We start from the raw sequence: 18,836 nt of genomic DNA, 5'->3' as shown, positions 1-18,836 counted from the left end.
ATGGTACGTACAGAAGATGCATGTGAAATTATAAAATATGCTTTGCAAAACGAAATTAAAGTATATTTAGATGGCGGATGGGGTGTTGATGCACTTCTTAAAAGAGAATCAAGAATACACAATGATATTGATTTGTTTGTTGAACTGAAACATTATCATGATTATATTTATGTGATTAAGCAGCATGGATTTGAGGAAGTAAATACTGATTATACAACGGATGGTCATACTGTCTGGAAAGATGATAAACAAAGAATCATTGATTTACATTGTTTTGAATTTACAGATGACGGAATTGTTTATGAGGGAGATATATTTCCATCAAAAACTTTTTCCGGTATTGGAAAAGTTGGAGATATAACTGTTTCTTGTATTGAACCATTGAGTCAGGTAATGCTTCATTTGGGATATGAACACGATAAAAATGATGTGCATGATGTGATGCTGTTGTGTGAAACATTTCAAATAGCAATACCAGATGAATATAAGGAAAAGTAAAATTTCAGTTTTGTGTTGAATCTCTAAGCAAAATAGCTTATAATTTGACATGCTACATATAGTTATTATCCACAGTTATCGAGTAGGTGTTATCAATGCCGATAACAAAATGATAACATTAGCTCGTATAGGCAGGATAATATGGATATATCAAATAATCAAAAGAACGAGAAACATTACAGAGAATAATTCCTAAACAAAAAGCGTTAGTCTTTGTAGAGTTTGAGTGATGAAATTATTTTTTCGCACTGCCTTTTGACATTTTTTTCGTAACATCCCTTGTCAAAAACCAGTGCATCCTATTCATCCAAACTTCTTCCGCCACGAGCAAAAAGAAGAAAAATAAACCCAAAAGAACCACCAAAAACCTTGTCTCAGGAGCAATCCTGGAACAGGGTTTTTTTAATGAAAAAAAGAGAAGAGAAACCCGAAAGAAACCTTAAAAAAGGCTTAACTAAGCCAAAAATCAGGCATCAAAGGTCTGTGAAAAAAAGAAAAAGAGATTTAAAAAGTGAACAGAAAAAAAGAGGGGCGCGGAAAGATTGTCCGAAAAAAGGATAAAAAAGATAAGTTTAGCTATGGCTGTGTATTTTGGAGATTGGATAAAGGTCTTAGTAAAGCTGAATCTTGTTGCTTTATTGTTATTAGTTCAGGCAGTATATGTTGGAATCAGAGCGTATGTGAAAGGCTGTAAAAGAGCCAGAGGCTATTATTGATGTTGAGGTGCGAGAAATATCGCAGAAAGGTGGATAAAAGTTATGGGAAAATTGGAGAAAGTTATTGTAGAGAATGGAATTACTTATGTGCTGGGCGAGGATAATATTTATTATCCGGATTTACAGTTGCCAGAGGGAACAAATTATAATATTGGAAAGTTTGGACATATGAGATGTGAGTATCTGAAAGAGTTCAAACATGGATATTATATGGAGCTGTTGCTTGATGGAAGGCTAAATGAATATCTGCATGATATTGATGAGGAATGCCATGAGATGCTGGACAGGATTGTGGAAAAGATGAAGGAGAAACAAGGCGTGACAGAGCAGTTAAAAGCTGAGAATCAGATGCTGTGGGTAGGGAAGATGAATAACATTATTGCTTGTGCGGAGGAGATTGTGGTGAGGGAGTTGGTGTATGTGTGATTTGGGGCAGTCGAAAGGCTACCTTTTTGCTATATGATATATTGTTAAATCTATAAAATTAAATATTTTTTATGGAAAAAAGTTGCATGAAAAATATTTAATGATATAATAATGATAAGTAAATAGGAAAAGTGACTTGGAGGAATGAGACATGATTATAGAGGTAAGAGCAAAAAACTGTTATGCATTTGAGGATGATATTACATTTTCAATGAAAGCAGATATGCGAAATAAAAAATTTGGAGCAAATGTTCACAAAGAGAATAATTTTAATGTCCTTAAAACGGTAGGAATATATGGACCAAACAATGCCGGTAAAACATGTCTAATCAAGTGCATTAGGGCAATAAAAAATGTGCTTTTAAATAAGAAAAATGGTTTAATGCCTAATATATTTACTGAGAGTGATGTTTGTGAGTTAGGCGTAACATTTATGTCATCAGGAAGAAAGTTTTCTTATGACTTTAAGTATGACGCAGAAAAAGAAGAATATATATATGAATCATTTTCTGAGATATTCAAAGATCAGTACAACAATGAAAAAGAAGTTTGCTGGTTGAAAAAGGATACAATTAGTGAAATATATGAATGTATTGATGAATCTGTGCAGACTATGATTCCTGTTGTATCGAAAAATAATTTGCTATGTTATGTAATAGATACAAGTAAATTTGAACATATCAACGAGATGAAGCAGATTCTTGTCGGATTTGCAGAAAAAATTGATATCATCAATATGAATAACATACCTATGCAGCACACGATTGAACTCCTGAAGAATAAGAATCAGTTGCAGCAAAAGGTTGTTGAATTCATAAAAAATGCTGATTTATATATGGATAATTTTGAATATGTGGATATGGATAAGATACAGCTGAAAACTGGTGAAGGTGATGAAAAGCCAGATGAGAAAGTGCTTGATATTCAGGAGAACATTATGGATCAAATCAGATTGGTATCCACTTATAAAGGAGTCCATGTACCAAGTATGATGTTTGATTCTACAGGAACAAAGAAGATTGCTGCTATTGCCAGCTATGTAATCGAAGCACTTGAACAGGGCAGAATTTTAGTCGTGGATGAGCTGGACAGCAGTATTCATTTTAAGCTCACCAGAGCGATTGTTGCCATGTTTAATAATGAATTGAATACAAGTGCACAGATGATATTTACAGTACATGATATAAATTTTATGGATTGCAAGAGAATGTTCCGCAAGGAGCAGATTTGGTTTGTTCACAAGGATGAAGAAGGTGTATATATATATTCTCTTGCTGATTTTACTGCACAGCAGGGAGTACGAGATACGACAGATGTTATGGAAAAATATAGGAAAGGTGCACTTGGAGCTTTACCTGATCCAGAATTGATTAACTCTTTACTTAGCATTAAAAGTGGTGTAAAGGGGGATGATGCCGATGCCAAATAAGCTCCCTAGGTTTTTTGACAACCATAAAATTTGTATTATCTGTGAAGGTAATGAGGAATATGAGTATCTAAATCGATTAAAAAATTTAAAAGTATGGAACCAACAATATGATATCTCATTGGTAAATGCCGGTGGAAACGGAAATATTCCAGCGAGGTATCAGGATCGATATTAAAATGGAGCAGATGAACTTGTACTTGTGTTCTGTGATACGGAAAAGAAACCACATGAGCAGTATGAGGACATTAAACGCAAAATTAATGAGTTTCATGGTGTGGATAATGCAGCAGATGAAGTGATTATGTTTGGTAATCCTTGTACGATGCAGATTATATCTAAGCATTGGACCGATGAAAATCTGAAATCTCCAGCAAAACCAGTGAATGCTCCATTGATAAAGAAATAACCGGAGTTGAGAATTACAAAGGAAGAGCAGACCAGATTCAGAAAGTTATGGAGCATGTTACTGCGGAGAATTACAAAGATATGAGTCGACGAGTGAAAGATTTGGATTCGGATGATTCTGTTACTGGTAGCAGTAATTTTGGAAAGTTCATAAAGCTATTTGAGAGTGATAACAGTAGTTGGATTGAGAAGATTAATGGATATTTATAAAATAATTTAATTATGATCGATGAAAGGAATGAAAATATGAGCGAAGAAATTATTAGTACGAAAGAGGTAAATACATCGTTATCTAATTATGAAAATAGTTTATTGGCGTATGTGGGTTCTTTTGGATTGCCAACAGAAGGAATATTGGTGCCAATTGCAGAAAGAAAAAGTGTAATAAGAAATTTTGAAGATGTTGTAGATTTGCTAAGGCAGGAAGATATTAGTGGTGCAGTTTATATATCTAAATTCATAACAGCTGCATCCTCAGGGTTATTTGATGCAGCATTAAATTATTTGTGGGATGAAACAGTTTTTCAATTAAGAAAACGTGTGGCTATTTATGATATTGAATATTTCTATGATGTTGCTGTAACATCAGATAAAAGGAAAAGATTATCAGGTGTTGAAGATTTGGTTAAGTTAGATGATAGTGAATTAATTAAAGGTGCTAAAGAAATAGATATGATATCTGATATAGGTTATAGACATTTGGATTATATTAAGTATATGAGAAATTGGGCTAGTGCCGCCCATCCCAATCAAGTTGAGATAACAGGTTTACAGTTAATATCATGGCTTCAAACTTGCATAAAAGAAGTTATTAACTTGCCTAATTCTAATATTACTATAGAAATAGGGCGGTTATTAAAAAATCTTAAAGAAAAAAGTCTTGGTGATAGTGAAATACAGGCATTAACGTCGTTTGTTTGCAATTTATCGCAGGAAAAAGTAAATTCTCTTTCGGCTGGATTGTTTGGAACATATTCTAGAAGAGAAACCGAGCAATTTGTAAGGGAGAATATAAGAAAAGTATTCCCTATTATATGGGATCGAATTGACGAAGAGGTAAAAAATGACTTTGGCATAAAATATGCTAGATTCGCAGTAAATGGTGACGGAGAAGAGGCTAAATATGCACGAGAATTATTAGAATTAGTTAATGGACAATCTTATTTACCTGAGCAAATAAGAACAACAGAATTAGATACTGTAATTAATCAGTTATATGAGGCACATAACAGTATATTAAACAATTTTTATAAGGAACCAACTTTTGCATATCAGTTAGAACGTTTGGTTGGAAATAATAGAATACCTAAACAGCTAGATAATAAATATGTGTATACATTAGTAGATGCATTTATAACGAATGGTAATGGTGTATGCTATGATGCGGAACCAATATATATTAAGTTGATTAAGCAATTTAATCAAGAACAAATTACTATAGCTGTATTCTCGTTTATGAACGAGCATATTTCAAGTATGTTACAATTTTCGCTTTGTGAAAAGAAATATCGACAACTTATTGAAATAATGGAAGAGAAAAACACATCCCCTGCGATATCTGAAGTGATAGAATTGATAAAAAACTTTAAGGGATTAAGCAATATGCGTAAAGACACAATGATAAAACAGAAAATGGCTTCATATAAAACGCTAATTAAGTAATGCATAGTAACTGTTCAATAGGCATACGCATTTTACTGCGAATTCCGTGAAAAACATGGATTTTTGATCATAATGATGAAGGTATTGAATAGTTACGAATTGAAGAAAAAATACTTAATATAAAGTATGGAACTAATGGAACTGGAAGCTTGACCATTAGTAAGTCGATAATCAAAACGAAGAGAATATAGACATGAGAGATAGACGGAAGTTTTCTATTTTTATCAGCTCTACATATGAAGACCTTAAAGAAGAAAGACAGGCATTAGTAGATGTAGCATGGTTACAACGAATCGTAAGCAGATTTTAACCGACAATAGCTGTGCGTTCTATATTTTAGAAGCTGGGTGTCGGGAGTACATAGAAAAATGCTTAAAGAGTGATTCGCAGTGATTGCGGTTGCAAAATGCTTGCAAAAAGTCCCAAAACGATAAAGAATGCATAGAATATTAAGAATAATTATACAAAATATGGTGATGTATCATCTTTTTAGACACAATATATAGTTGCCGAAATCGAGTTTGAATAAGTTGGATATTTTTTCGCACTGCCTTTTGACATTTTTTTCGTAACATCCCTTGTCAAAAACCAGTGCATCCCATTCATCCAAACTTCTTCCGCCACGAGCAAAAAGAAGAAAAATAAACCCAAAAGAACCACCAAAAACCTTGTCTCAGGAGAAATCCTGGAACAGGGTTTTTTTAATAAAAAAAGAGAAGAGAAACCCAAAAGAAACCTTAAAAAAGGCTTAACTAAGTCAAAAACCAGGCATCAAAGGTCTGTGAAAAAAAGAAAAAGAGATTTAAAAAGCGAACAGAAAAAAAGAGGGGCGCGGAAAGATTGTCCGAAAAAAGAATAAAAAAGGATAGTCTGTTGCAGCCGGATTATCTCGATATCTTATGGATAAAGCCTTCCCGGTTTTGACAAATGAAATTACGAAAAAAGTGTCAAAAGGGGGTGCGAAAGGACATAGCGAAAAATAAAAAAGGCATTTCCGGGAGGCCTTTTTGGGAAGAAAGATTTTTGGGAATGCTGGATTTATGCGGGTTTCCGGCCCCCGGAAACTGTTTTGGGGAAGTGGAATTTGGGACGCTGCCAGAAGCAGAAGATGAAAAAGTGTAAAGATGTGGTTAAGTAATACTATTAGCTGAGCCATATGGACATATGTCAAAAATATTATTGACATATGCTTTTTATAGAGCTATCATATAAGAAAAGCAAGAAAGGAGCAGTTTATGCCGAGACCAGTAAAATGCAGAAAAGTTTGCCATTTCCCCAATGTTTTAGAATTCTTTCCGGCAGACGATACTGAGAAAAAAACACCTATTGTTCTGACGGTAGATGAGTATGAAACCATCCGTCTTTTGGACAAGAAAGGTTATAGTCAGGAGCAGTGCGCAGCATCTATGCAAGTAGCAAGAACAACTGTTCAACGAATTTATGAGATTGCCAGGAAGAAAATAGCAGATGCACTCATTGATGGATATCCGCTTAAAATTGAAGGTGGAGATTTCAAAATCTGTGATGGTCAGAGCAGTAACTGTGGACTTGGAGGATGTTACAAACAGGAGATTCATCAAAAATATGCAGCGGAAAAAGGAGAAGGTATCATGAGAATAGCAGTAACGTATGAAAATGGACAGATTTTCCAGCACTTTGGACACACAGAGACATTTAAGATTTACGATGTAGAGGAAGGAAAAGTAACACATTCAGAAGTAGTAGATACGAATGGAAGCGGACATGGCGCATTGGCAGGAGTTCTTAAAGCATTGAATGCAGATGTTTTGATCTGTGGTGGAATCGGAGGCGGCGCACAGACAGCGTTAGCGGCAGCCGGCATTAAGCTTTTCGGAGGAGTTTCCGGAGATGCGGATGAAGCAGTAGAAGCTTTTATCAATGAAACACTCGATTATAATCCAGATGTTAAGTGTTCTCATCATGAGCACAGCCACGGGGAAGGACATACATGTGGCGAGCATGGATGCGGAAGCCATAGCTGTCATTAAGAAGAGTAGTAAAAAATAATAATACGAAAGGATGTGTTAAGGTAATGAAAAAGTTATCGCAACGCATCTTTTTTATGTTATTTGAAAATATATTTGTTTTTTTATCGTACATTTCTACTCGTTATGTTATACTATATGTATGAAAGAAAATCTATTACATTACAGGACTTGTGTGTAATATTAATTACCATATGGTGTGGTCGTTGAAATACCGGCGGAAAATTATCAGGATTATCTGCGTAGGTATATTGAATTAAAGAATGGGATCCCATCCCATGATACGATCAGACGTGTTATGGGAATGATATCATCGGATATTTTACAACAGCTCTGAAGTTTAAAAATGGATGAAAAAAGGATTGATGGCAGATAATCATTCATGCGTTTGTCATGGGGCTTTGATTTTTATCCTTGACAGAGGTACCGATTCTGTTATACTATTAAAACTGATAAAGGGGAGTAACCTACGTTTGGAAATCTGCGTTTGCAGTGTCGTCAGTACGGTGGAAACATCCGGCGCTGCAGGGAAATGGTGAGACTTTTATTGCATTTTTGTTATGCAATAAGGGTTTCTTTTTTTATATCATTTTATCAAAAAATCCTTTATTGCATAAAAAAATTACAGTTGGTGAATATTTGCAAAAAAGGAGGCAAAGGTAATGAAAGAAATTTATCAGCAGACAGCAGAAGAAGTTCTCGAGCGTGTGGAAAGCAGGGAATCAGGGCTTACCGATGAACAGGTCAGACGGTCCAGAGAGAAGTGCGGATGGAATGAGCTTGCAGAAGGAAAGAAAAAAAGTATTTTGCAGATCTTTTTTGAACAGTATAAGGATTTTCTGGTGCTGATCCTGATCGCATCGGCAGTGATATCCGGTATGCTTGGAGATGTGGAAAGTGCAGCAGTTATCGTGATCGTTATTACGATCAATGCGATTTTGGGAACCGTGCAGACCGTAAAGGCTGAGCAGTCTCTGCAGAGTTTAAAGAAGCTTGCCGGTCCGGAGGCAAAAGTATTGCGTGATGGTGTGGCGGTACAGCTTCCGGCAAGAGAACTGGTTGTAGGAGATGTGATCCTTCTTGAAGCAGGTGATATGATCCCTGCGGATGGAAGATTGATTGAAAATGCAAGTCTTAAGGTCGATGAAAGTGCTCTTACCGGAGAAAGTCTTGCGGTTGAAAAGAGTATGGACATTATTTTGGAGGAAGCACCGCTTGGTGATCGGACAAATATGCTGTTTTCCGGAAGCTTTGTCACATATGGGCGTGGCAGAGCGGTTGTAACGAATGTAGGAATGCAGACAGAGGTTGGAAAGATTGCGGGACTTCTGAAATCGACTTCGGAAAAACAGACGCCACTTCAGGCGAATTTGGATGATTTTGGAAAGAAGCTTTCCATTCTGATTCTGATATTTTGCGGAATTCTGTTTGCGATCAGTGTATTCCGCGGTGAGAAGATTAGCAGTGCATTTATGTTTGCAGTAGCACTTGCAGTCGCAGCGATTCCGGAAGCTTTAAGCTCCATCGTGACGATCGTCCTTTCTTTCGGAACACAGAAGATGGCAAAGGAGCACGCGATCATTCGTAAGCTCCAGGCTGTGGAAGGTCTTGGAAGCGTTTCTGTTATCTGCTCGGATAAGACCGGAACACTCACACAGAACAAAATGACAGTAGAAGATTATTATATTGATGGAAAAAGAATCACAGCAGATGCAATTGATGTAGCAGATCCGGCGCAGAGATGTCTTTTGGACTACAGCATTTTATGTAATGATTCAACAAATGAAAATGGAGTGGAGATCGGAGATCCGACGGAAACGGCATTGATCAATCTGGGCAGCCGGTACGGAATTGAGGCTGCAGGTGTAAGAAAGCTTTATCAAAGAGAAGGAGAGCTTCCCTTTGACAGTGACCGTAAGATGATGTCAACGCTTCACAGAATTGATGGTGAGAACCGGATGATCGTAAAAGGTGCGGTTGACCGGCTTCTGGAGCTGACAGACAGAATTTGGACAAAGGACGGAGTTCGGGAAATCACAGAAGCAGATAAAGAAAAGATCCAGCGCCAGAATCAGGAATTTTCAATGGAAGGGTTACGGGTACTGGCATTTACCTATCGTGAAATTCCGGAGAAGCATGTATTGACGACAGAAGATGAGAACCATCTGGTATTTCTTGGTTTGATCGCTATGATGGATCCGCCGAGGGAAGAATCAAAGGCTGCGGTTGCAGAATGTATAAAAGCGGGGATCCGGCCGGTTATGATCACTGGAGATCATAAGATCACAGCAGCTGCAATTGCAAAGAGAATCGGAATTTTACACGATCTGTCGGAGGCTTGCGAGGGCGCTGATATTGAAAATATGAGTGATGAGCAGCTGAGGGAATTTGTCCCGAATATTTCTGTGTATGCAAGAGTGTCACCGGAGCACAAGATCCGTATTGTCCGTGCATGGCAGGAGAAGGGGATGATCGTGGCAATGACCGGAGATGGTGTGAATGATGCTCCGGCATTGAAGCAGGCAGATATTGGTGTTGCAATGGGAGTGACCGGAACAGAGGTCGCAAAGGATGCTGCAGCAATGGTGCTTACAGATGATAATTTTGCAACAATTGTAAAAGCAGTGGAAAATGGACGAAATTTATATCAGAATATCAAGTATGCGATCCAGTTTCTTCTGTCAGGAAACTTTGGTGCGATCCTGGCAGTTCTTTGTGCATCCCTTGCAGGACTTCCGGTTCCCTTTGCACCGGTACATCTGCTGTTTATCAATCTTTTGACAGACAGTCTTCCGGCGATCGCATTAGGCGTGGAGCCGCACAGCAGTGAGGTGATGAATGAGAAACCAAGATCAGCAGACGAGTCAATACTGACAAAGGATTTTCTTGGTAAAATCGGTCTGGAAGGCCTGGTGATCGGTATGATGACGATGATAGGATTTTTGACAGGATATAACCAGAATGGTGCACTGCTTGGCAGTACCTATGCCTTCGGAACACTTTGTCTGGCACGTTTGTTCCATGGATTCAACTGCAAATCGGATCATCCGGTTATCTTTACAAAACGTTTCTTTAATAATAAATGGCTTCAGGGAGCATTTGCACTTGGGGCAGTACTCATTACCGTTGTACTGACGGTTCCGGGATTTCATCTCCTGTTTAAAGTAGAGACGCTGGATCTGATGCAGCTTGGCTGTGTATATTTGTATGCGTTTGCAAGTCTTCCAATCATTCAGATGCTTAAATGGATACGTATGAAATTGAAAAAAAGAGAGGAAAAATAGTGGATTTAAGCAAAATATCTATAAAAAAAATCAGGGAGCTTATTGTGTTTACAGCACTTCTTGTAGTTGCCCTATGGAAATTCGATGTGGTGCTCAGCGTGCTAAAAGCAATATGGGGGATTATATTTCCGTTTGTGCTTGGCGGGGCGATCGCTTTTATAACAAATGTGCCAATGAGCTTTTTGGAAAAGAAAATTTTCGGAAGAGTAAAAAAAGAAAATAAGACAGTTGGAAAACTGGCAAGACCGATAAGTCTGCTCCTTACGATCATATTGGCGGTTGGTGTAATCGTACTGGTAATGTTCGGGGTGATTCCGCAGCTTACGCGGACAATGGGAACTCTGATGATGAGTATCGCTGATTTCATTCCGCAGATGCAAGGCTGGATTCGGGAATTTTCCCATAATAACCAGGAAATCATGAAGCTGGTAAATCAGGTGCAGTTTAATCCGGATCAGGCGATCAAGTGGGGAATAAGTCTTCTTGGAAATGGTGCAGGAAATATGATGAATACCACAATGTCAGCAGTGGGTTCCATAGTCAGTGGATTGGCAACCTTTTTTATTGCATTTTCATTTGCCTGCTATGTTCTTTTTCAGAAGGAGAAGCTGCATGTGCAGATCCGAAAAGTATTTTTTGCCTTTCTTCCAAAGAAAAAGGCAGATGCTTTTCTTAAAATTTGTTCTCTGACTTATCGGACATTTGCGAATTTTCTTGCAGGTCAGTGTCTGGAAGCTGTGATCCTCGGATGCATGTTTGTGGTGATACTGAGTATTTTGAGGATGCCATATGCACTTTTGATCGGAGTTTTGATTGCGTTTACTGCATTGATTCCGATTTTCGGGGCCTTTATCGGATGTGCAGTGGGAAGCTTTTTGATCTTTATGGTAAATCCGAAACAGGCAATTTTATTTATTATAGTATTTCTGGTGCTGCAGCAGATCGAGGGAAATCTGATCTATCCTCATGTTGTGGGTGAATCCGTAGGGCTTCCGTCAATCTGGGTTCTTGCAGCAGTTACGATCGGCGGAAACCTTATGGGAATTGTAGGTATGCTTGTTTTCATTCCACTGCTTTCCGTGTTCTATACTATTTTTCGGGAATTCGTATATCTGCGCCTGAAAAAAAAGCATATCAAACAGGTAACAAAGACAGAAATAGAGGAATATACGGCGGAGGAAATTGCTGCTATAGAAGAAACGTCAGGAAAAGAACAGAGACCTTCAAAAGTTCAAAAAAAATGTTGACAAGAGATGGCAAGGCAAAAGAAAAGTAAATTGTTCGAAAAATAGAGTTAAAAACAAAAAATCATATTTTTTGAATAGAATATCAAATGTTCATATCCATCCCAAAATGCTAAACTATCACACGGTAAAGAAATGTGTACAAAGAAAGGGCATAAAAGAGGAGATAGAGGAATGGATAATAACAATAAAAGCAGTGTGGTTTACCAGGGTAAGATTCCTGGAAGAGTAAAGTACTCGTTTGCTTTTGGAGCATTGGGTAAGGATTTGATCTATGGAATGATAGCAACTTTTTCCATGATCTATTTTACAGATATCATTAAAGTAGCGCCGGCGTTTATCGGAACCATGTTTTTCGTGGCAAAGATCTGGGATGCGTTTAATGATCTTTTCATGGGAATGGTTGTTGATAATACAAGAAGCCGTTTTGGCAAATTTGTACCGTGGCTGGTGATCGGAACGTTGATCAACGCATTTGTATTTGTAATTGTATTTACAGATTTTCATTTATCAGGCGTAAGCCTTTGTGTTTTTGCATCTGTTATTTATGTATTATGGGGAATGACCTATACAATTATGGACATTCCATACTGGTCAGTAATCCCGAATCTTACATCTGATCCTCAGGAGCGTGAAAAAGTATCCGTACTGCCAAGAATTTTTGCAAGTATCGGACAGTCACTGATCATTGCCGGATTTGGAGTACAGATCATCAAAGGTCTTGGCGGTGATTATACAGGATATCATAGATTTGCTTTGATCATTGCAGCAACATTTATTTTTACAATGGCTGTATGTGTACTGAATCTGCCAAAGATCCAGCATGATGTTGAGAAAAAAGAAAAAATGAAATTTAAAGACATCTTCACAGTCATCAGAAAAAATGACCAGTTAAGATGGGCAGTATTGCTGATTCTTTTATATAATGTGGCAATTCAGGCAATCATGGGAGTTGCGACCTATTACTTCAGTTATGTATGCAACAATGCCGGAATGTTATCTGCATTTATGATCAGTGCATCTGTTGCAGAGGTTGTAGGACTTCTGATCTTCCCGAAGGTAACAAAGATCTTGTCCAGAAAGCAGGCGTTTTTGTTTGCGTGTGTGTTGCCACCGATCGGATTGATTCTTCTTCTGGTGGTAGGAATTGTGTGTCCGAATAATATTGTTTTGACAGCGATTGCTGGTATTATTGTTAAGACAGGAACCGGTCTGGAGCTTGGATGTGCAACGGTATTCCTTGCGGATGTTGTGGATTATGGAGAATATGTTCTCGGAAACAGAAACGAGGGTGTTGTATTCTCTCTGCAGACCCTGATCGTAAAATTGACAGCAGCATTTACAGCGCTGGCTATTGGATTTGTACTGGAGCTTACAGGATATGTTCCGAACACAGTGCAGTCACTTGCAACACAGAATTCTATTCGTGTTCTGATGTGTGTAGTGCCGACTATCGGAGTTATTCTTGCATATGTTGTATTTAAGAGCAAATATAAATTAGATGATAAATTTATGAAAAAAGTTGTTGCGAAACTGAACGGCTCAGAAGAGAAATAAGAGCAGTCCCCTGTTTTAATTGTGAAAACAATAAACAGGGGATTTTTTGTATTTTATGTATATTGATAATATGCTATCATAAAATACAGTAAAACATCAGGGAGTATGGAGTGTGAGAGTATTTAGTATTATTTTGGCAGATGATGAACCGAATATCCTATATGGAATGCAGAAGGGAATAGACTGGGAGAGCCTTGGATTCTCTGTAGTTGGAACAGCACAGAATGGAAAAGAAGTGCTTGATATGATGGATGAATTTCATCCGGATTTAGTGATCAGTGACATAAAAATGCCTTTCATGGATGGTCTGGAGCTGGCAAAGAATATCCATGAAAATTATATGAATACAAAGGTAATCCTGTTTTCCGGATGGGATGATTTTACATACGCACGTCTGGCTATCAGTTATGGAGTTTCGGAATATGTGATGAAACCCATTGATTACGAGGAGATGCAACGTCTGCTCATAAAAATGTATCAGGAACTGGAGAAAGAATATAATGAAAAAATAAACCGTGTCCGGCTGGAGAATGCATATACACAGAGCTTGCCGTTATTGCGTCAGCAGTTTTTTTCCAGGCTTATGACAGAGGTTATGGAGGAGAAGGAATGCAGGCGGCAGATAAAAAATCTGAAACTGGATCTTTCGGATCAGGTGTATTCAGTTATAGCAGTAAAAGTGGGAAAAGAAGGGAAGAAGGACATTCTCAGCGAACTGTCAATGAAGGAAACGTTGAAGGAAGCACTGGAAAAAATTGCACACGTTCATGAATTTGGTATGGGCGATAAAGAAGTATTTCTCCTTGGTGGCAGCAAGAGACATGAGATTGGGAAGATCACACGAAGTATCCAGGAAACAGCAGTTATGATCCAGCGTATTTTCGGAGCGAGGATTTCCTGCGGGATCAGCAACAGCGGAGAGAATCTGAAAGATATGCCGGCGTTGTATGCTCAGGCAGCAGAAGCATTGGATTATAATCTTGTTTTGCCGGAGGAGAGCTATACTTACTATAACGATATCATGCCGCAGCAGGAGGAAGAGGACTGGAACTCTCAGGTGGAAATGATCGGAAAATCCATCACATATTGTACGGAAGAAGAATTGAAAAAACAGGTCGGTGATCTGATCGCATGGCTGCATAAGGGTCACTATAATTTGAATGAATATCAGATCGTTATTCTGGAAATTTCTTTTTCTGTTGCCAGATTTTATAAGAAATACCAGATTACATCAGACGCAGAATTTGCGGGATCCAAAAAGATGGCGGTGAAGATCCTTTCGTTGAGCACGGGGGAAGAATTAGATCATTGGCTTTTGAATTACTGCCTTCTGATACGATCACTGATCCAGAAAAAACAGATTGACAACAATGTGGTTCTGGCAGAAAATGCAATGAAGATCGTGGAAAAAAAATTCCGGAATCCGGAGCTGAGTGTGGAGTCGATATGTGGAGAGTTACATGTTAGTACCTCCTATTTTTCGAAAATATTCAAGCAGGAAACAGGAGGTACATTCATTAATTATTTGATCAGTCGACGTATGGAAGAAGCAAAAAAACTGCTTTTGCAGACTGATTATAAGAGTCAGACCATCGGAGCGATGGTAGGGTATCCGGAGCCAAATTATTTCAGCTACGTATTTAAAAAAAACTGTGGAATCTCACCTGTAAAATACAGAAAATCTGCACAGTCAGATACATAGATCGGCAATAATATACAAGGAGCTGAAAATGAAAAATAAAAAGATAAGTATCCGTATCATTTTTCCGGTGGTTATGTCTGCTTCCATTGCAGCCTGCATCATCAGCTGTATTCTTCTGTTTTCCTACTATTTTTCAACATATTTTCAGAAGGATGCCATAGAAAAAATAGGAAAGCAAAGGGATTTTCTGGCGCAGAGTCTGGAGACACAGATTGAAAATATCAATGTACTGATCAACAGGATCTACTATCAGAATATAAAGAAATATGATGTGGACAGTGCCAGGTTTGCGGAGGAAATGGAACAGCAGATATTTCTTGAAGAAAAGTGTCTGTATGGACTTGCCTTATACGATATAGACGGAGAAAGTATATGGCATTCAGGGACATTTGCAGAACAAGAGGATGCGAAAGAGATGGCCTGGTTTTTACAGGCAAAGGAGAATATTGAGACGATCAGTTACGGACGGCGGAGACTGGTACGTCCTCAGGAGGATAGTTATGTATTTGAGATCAGCCGTTATGTAGAATATATCAAGGATGGAAATATGAGATCAGGAATTCTTCTGATGGAGTATTATACAGATTCTGTGGATGAGATACTGTCGCATTACAGAAATCAGAAATCAGCTTATTGCTATTTGCTGGATGATCAGAAGAATATGCTCTATCATCCTTTTGATAAAGAGATCGCATCCGGATTATATAAAGAAAAGACCGTAGAGTCTGCATTGTCCTGCAAAAATTATAGGATAGAAAAGGCGGATGGTCAGCAGTGGCTGATAGAGGGTCAGCAGATCGGTTACACAGGATGGAATATGGTGGTTGTAAATTCCATGGACAGTCTGGTATTGGAAAGCCATAATCTTCATTATCTTGTATGGTTTATACTCCTTCTGATCGGAGTGATCCTGATCTTTCTTGATACTCTTGTGTTTCACAATTTTACAAATCCGATTTACAGGCTGCTTCGGACAATGGAAAAATTCGGAAAAGGCGATTATAATGCCAGAGCACAAGAGGAAGGAATCGGCGAACTGAAAAATGTAAGTATACATTTTAATATTATGGCGGATAAGCTTCAGGAGCAAATGGAAGAGATACGCAGAAATGAGAGAGAAAAGCAGAAGATGGAGAAGAAGCTTCTGCAGTCACAGATCAATCCTCATTTTTTGTATAATACGCTGGATTCCATTATTTGGATGATCCGAAGTGAAGAATATGATGGTGCCGGGGAGATGGTCTCTCTTCTGGCTAAATTTTTCCGGATCTCCTTAAGTCAGGGAAAAGATATGATCACTCTGGAAAAAGAACTGGAACATGCTTCCAGCTATCTGGCCATTCAGAATATTCGTTTCAAGGATAAATTTGAATTTCATGTGGACGCAGATCCGGAACTGCTGAAATATTTTTGCCCCAAGCTATCTATTCAGCCATTGCTGGAAAATGCTATTTATCATGGAATGGATGGAATGTATGAGGATGGAGAAATCGAGATCCGGATCTATGAAAAGAATGGAGATATTAAAATCGATGTGTCAGATAATGGACCCGGTATGACACAGGAAAAAATAGATTATATCATGCACAATAAAGTAGTATCCAGCAAACGTGGTTCCGGAATCGGAGTGTGCAATGTAAATGAGAGGATACAGCTGATCTATGGAAAAAATTATGGAATTACGATCAGTAGTGAACTGGATGAGGGAACCGTTGCCACGATCACGATCCCGAAAATGGAGGAAATGGATGAGCAGTAAGAAAAAACATATCATTCTGATTCTGGTTCTGATCGCACTTATATCCTTTCGGTATATGACAGTGCGAAATCATAGGGCAGAAAAAAGCAGAATTACCATCGTCCTGCCACAAAACACACAGGAAGATTTAAGCAGTGTCCAGGAGGGAGTCCGGGATTATGCTTATGACCATCAGATAAAGCTGGATGTCTGGTACAAAAAGCAGATGTCCGAAAAAAGTTTTGCAGAGCTGGTGAAAGAGGAAAAGCAGAATCGAAGCATGGGAATTCTTCTGGTATATCCGGAATTTTATCTGAAAAAAAATCAGAATGGTTACAAATATAAGGAAGTACTGGCACTTACAGATACAATGAAGGAGTCATTTTTGCATTATGCGGCATTTGTGCGGAGGGAACAGGAAGAAGAAACATACAGTATGCCAATCAGTGAAACTGTTTTGGGACAGATCAAAAGTGGCCGTAAGAAAGAGGTTTATATGGAAAATACATACAGACTTGGCTATGAATGTATGCAGATGATAGAAGCTTACGGAAAGAAAAAAAAGATGGAGAGTATCTTTCTGCAGCCGTTAAAGCTTGATCGGGAAATTCTGGAAGCGGGCAGTCTGGATGCATTACTTGTAAGGTAGAGGGAGAAGATGAAGTGGAAAACTGAAAAATATAATTTTATACTGGCAGGTCTTTTTGTGCTGATGGCAGGTCTGATCGTGGCATGGAAGCTACCAAAGAGAGAAGACTGTTATATCCACATGGGAATTGCGGTATATGATCTGAATGATACCTTTATGGAGAAATATATACGGACTTTGCAGGATATGATTGAAAAAACAGAAATTGCAGGAAGGAAAATATCCTACGAAATCTATAATGCAGATGGGAAAAATAAGAAACAGGAAAAACAGCTGCAGTATATGTATGCGCAGGAGTATGATATCATGTTGGTTAACCTGGTAGAGCCTGCATCAGCAGCCAGTGTGTTGAATGAAGCGGAGGAGAAGGAGATCCCTGTCATTTTGTATAACCGTGAAGTTGCCGAGAAGGATCTTCAGATCGTGAAGGATGTATGGTATGTAGGAACAGACGGAAAAGCTGCCGGAGAGATACAGGGAAAGCTGCTGAAGGAGCTTTGGGATAAGCAGAAGCAGAGCGTGGATCGGAATCAAAACGGAAAGCTGGACTACATATTGATTGAGGGGGAAGAGTCTCATTATGATACGATTCGGAGAACTAACGGATTTTTGGAGTCAGGAAGAGAATTGCCGTTAAAGCAGCTGGGAAACCTGACTGCGGATTGGAAACGGGAGATTGCCCTGGAAAAATTTGCGAAGCTGGATGAAGAGACGATCCGGAATACGGAGGCAGTCGTATGCAACAATGATGACATGGCACTTGGGGTCTATGATTATTATAAAAAACATCAGATGAAACTTCCGGTTATTATTGGAATTAATAACAGTCAGGAAATGAATCAGAAGATCCGACTCGGGGAAATCTATGGAACTGTGGATAACAATATGGAGGATCAGGCTGCAAGAATTTATGAGATAATGAAATCTGTTTTAAATGGAGTTATAGATAAATATGATAAAATCTGGTACAGTATGCCTTATGAAATTGTTAATAGTGACATATCAGAAGAAAAATGATACGATGAATGCAGAATAAGTATTCCCCGCTTTAGGTGTATGGAGCACTAAGCGGCGGGCCAAGAAGGGGGTATAATATGTGGTTTGTGTTTGCCTTGCTGTCTGCTGTATTTGCGGCGCTGACATCCATACTGGCAAAGGTAGGTATTACCGGTGTTAATTCGAATCTTGCAACAGCGATTCGAACGATGGTGGCGCTTGTCATGGCATGGGGAATGGTTTTTCTCACAAATACACAAGGTGGAATCACTGCGATCAGTAAAAAAAGCTGGCTGTTTCTGATACTTTCAGGTCTGGCAACAGGTGCCTCATGGTTATGTTATTATCGTGCTTTGCAGATAGGAGATGCATCTAAGGTTGTGCCGATAGACAAGCTGAGTGTTGTGATCACGCTGGTACTGGCATTTGTTTTTTTACACGAGAAATTTACAGCAAAATCGCTGATCGGATGTATTTTGATTGGTATGGGAACATTATTGATGGTTTTGTAAAAAGGCATAAGA

General features: G+C 38.5%; 17 protein-coding genes and 1 pseudogene. All 18 read left to right on the top strand.

The window, feature by feature from the left end; all coding sequences use genetic code 11:
- The 18 genes and pseudogenes from EYS05_RS04505 to EYS05_RS04425 all read left to right on the top strand — a co-directional run bounded on the left by EYS05_RS04505 (nt 1) and on the right by EYS05_RS04425 (nt 18,824).
- Nucleotides 1-498, top strand: a complete 498-nt coding sequence (locus EYS05_RS04505) for a nucleotidyltransferase domain-containing protein (protein ID WP_009247521.1) — start codon at nt 1-3, stop codon at nt 496-498.
- A gap of 405 nt (nt 499-903) precedes the next feature.
- Complete coding sequence (locus EYS05_RS17340) at nt 904-1,059, top strand: hypothetical protein (RefSeq protein ID WP_158293304.1); 156 nt, start codon at nt 904-906, stop codon at nt 1,057-1,059.
- Nucleotides 1,060-1,076: 17 nt separating this feature from the next.
- Nucleotides 1,077-1,214 (top strand): DUF6040 family protein, encoded by a 138-nt coding sequence (locus EYS05_RS17600; RefSeq protein ID WP_138277681.1) that lies wholly within the window; start codon nt 1,077-1,079, stop codon nt 1,212-1,214.
- 42 nt (nt 1,215-1,256) lie between these two features.
- Nucleotides 1,257-1,640 carry a TnpV protein gene (locus EYS05_RS04495; RefSeq protein WP_330575555.1) on the top strand — a complete coding sequence of 128 codons (384 nt, stop codon included), beginning with the start codon at nt 1,257-1,259 and terminating at the stop codon, nt 1,638-1,640.
- Nucleotides 1,641-1,791: 151 nt separating this feature from the next.
- The gene (locus tag EYS05_RS04490; protein WP_138276695.1) at nt 1,792-3,069 is read left to right on the top strand and encodes an AAA family ATPase; all 1,278 of its coding nucleotides are present in this window, start codon (nt 1,792-1,794) and stop codon (nt 3,067-3,069) included.
- A gap of 651 nt (nt 3,070-3,720) precedes the next feature.
- Complete coding sequence (locus EYS05_RS04480) at nt 3,721-5,136, top strand: hypothetical protein (RefSeq protein WP_138276694.1); 1,416 nt, start codon at nt 3,721-3,723, stop codon at nt 5,134-5,136.
- A 193-nt stretch (nt 5,137-5,329) separates the two neighbouring features.
- Nucleotides 5,330-5,446, top strand: a complete 117-nt coding sequence (locus EYS05_RS04475; protein ID WP_138276693.1) for a DUF4062 domain-containing protein — start codon at nt 5,330-5,332, stop codon at nt 5,444-5,446.
- Between the two features lie 925 nt (nt 5,447-6,371).
- On the top strand, nt 6,372-7,145 hold the full coding sequence (locus EYS05_RS04470) for a NifB/NifX family molybdenum-iron cluster-binding protein (protein ID WP_138276692.1): 774 nt from the start codon (nt 6,372-6,374) through the stop codon (nt 7,143-7,145).
- 139 nt (nt 7,146-7,284) lie between these two features.
- Nucleotides 7,285-7,372: pseudogene (locus tag EYS05_RS18160) on the top strand (IS200/IS605 family transposase); the annotation flags it as partial.
- Nucleotides 7,342-7,479 carry a transposase family protein gene (locus EYS05_RS18155; RefSeq protein ID WP_243119218.1) on the top strand — a complete coding sequence of 46 codons (138 nt, stop codon included), beginning with the start codon at nt 7,342-7,344 and terminating at the stop codon, nt 7,477-7,479. The pseudogene EYS05_RS18160 and the gene EYS05_RS18155, both read left to right, overlap by 31 nt.
- 325 nt (nt 7,480-7,804) lie before the next feature.
- Nucleotides 7,805-10,426: a cation-translocating P-type ATPase gene (locus EYS05_RS04460; RefSeq protein ID WP_138276691.1), complete on the top strand. Its 2,622-nt coding sequence runs from the start codon at nt 7,805-7,807 to the stop codon at nt 10,424-10,426.
- Nucleotides 10,426-11,673, top strand: coding sequence for an AI-2E family transporter (locus EYS05_RS04455; RefSeq protein ID WP_243119216.1), 1,248 nt, complete (start codon nt 10,426-10,428; stop codon nt 11,671-11,673). Before EYS05_RS04460 ends, EYS05_RS04455 begins: the two co-directional genes overlap by 1 nt.
- Before the next feature lie 171 nt (nt 11,674-11,844).
- On the top strand, nt 11,845-13,227 hold the full coding sequence (gene melB, locus EYS05_RS04450) for a melibiose:sodium transporter MelB (protein WP_118514188.1): 1,383 nt from the start codon (nt 11,845-11,847) through the stop codon (nt 13,225-13,227).
- A 112-nt stretch (nt 13,228-13,339) separates the two neighbouring features.
- Nucleotides 13,340-14,929 carry a response regulator gene (locus EYS05_RS04445; protein ID WP_118062294.1) on the top strand — a complete coding sequence of 530 codons (1,590 nt, stop codon included), beginning with the start codon at nt 13,340-13,342 and terminating at the stop codon, nt 14,927-14,929.
- Between the two features lie 28 nt (nt 14,930-14,957).
- The gene (locus EYS05_RS04440) at nt 14,958-16,688 is read left to right on the top strand and encodes a sensor histidine kinase (RefSeq protein ID WP_118625268.1); all 1,731 of its coding nucleotides are present in this window, start codon (nt 14,958-14,960) and stop codon (nt 16,686-16,688) included.
- On the top strand, nt 16,678-17,316 hold the full coding sequence (locus tag EYS05_RS04435; RefSeq protein WP_138276690.1) for a hypothetical protein: 639 nt from the start codon (nt 16,678-16,680) through the stop codon (nt 17,314-17,316). The genes EYS05_RS04440 and EYS05_RS04435 overlap by 11 nt, the downstream gene beginning before the upstream one ends.
- Nucleotides 17,317-17,325: 9 nt before the next feature.
- The gene (locus tag EYS05_RS04430; RefSeq protein ID WP_138276689.1) at nt 17,326-18,333 is read left to right on the top strand and encodes a substrate-binding domain-containing protein; all 1,008 of its coding nucleotides are present in this window, start codon (nt 17,326-17,328) and stop codon (nt 18,331-18,333) included.
- Nucleotides 18,334-18,410: 77 nt separating this feature from the next.
- Entirely contained in the window at nt 18,411-18,824 is a 414-nt protein-coding gene (locus tag EYS05_RS04425) for an EamA family transporter (protein ID WP_138276688.1), read from the top strand.
- Nucleotides 18,825-18,836: the final 12 nt, after the last annotated feature.

This window comes from Blautia sp. SC05B48, assembly GCF_005848555.1.
Taxonomy (GTDB): Bacteria; Bacillota; Clostridia; order Lachnospirales; family Lachnospiraceae; genus Blautia_A.
The sequence above is the reverse complement of the archived record's forward strand: the minus strand, read 5'-3'. Positions and strand labels throughout refer to the sequence as shown.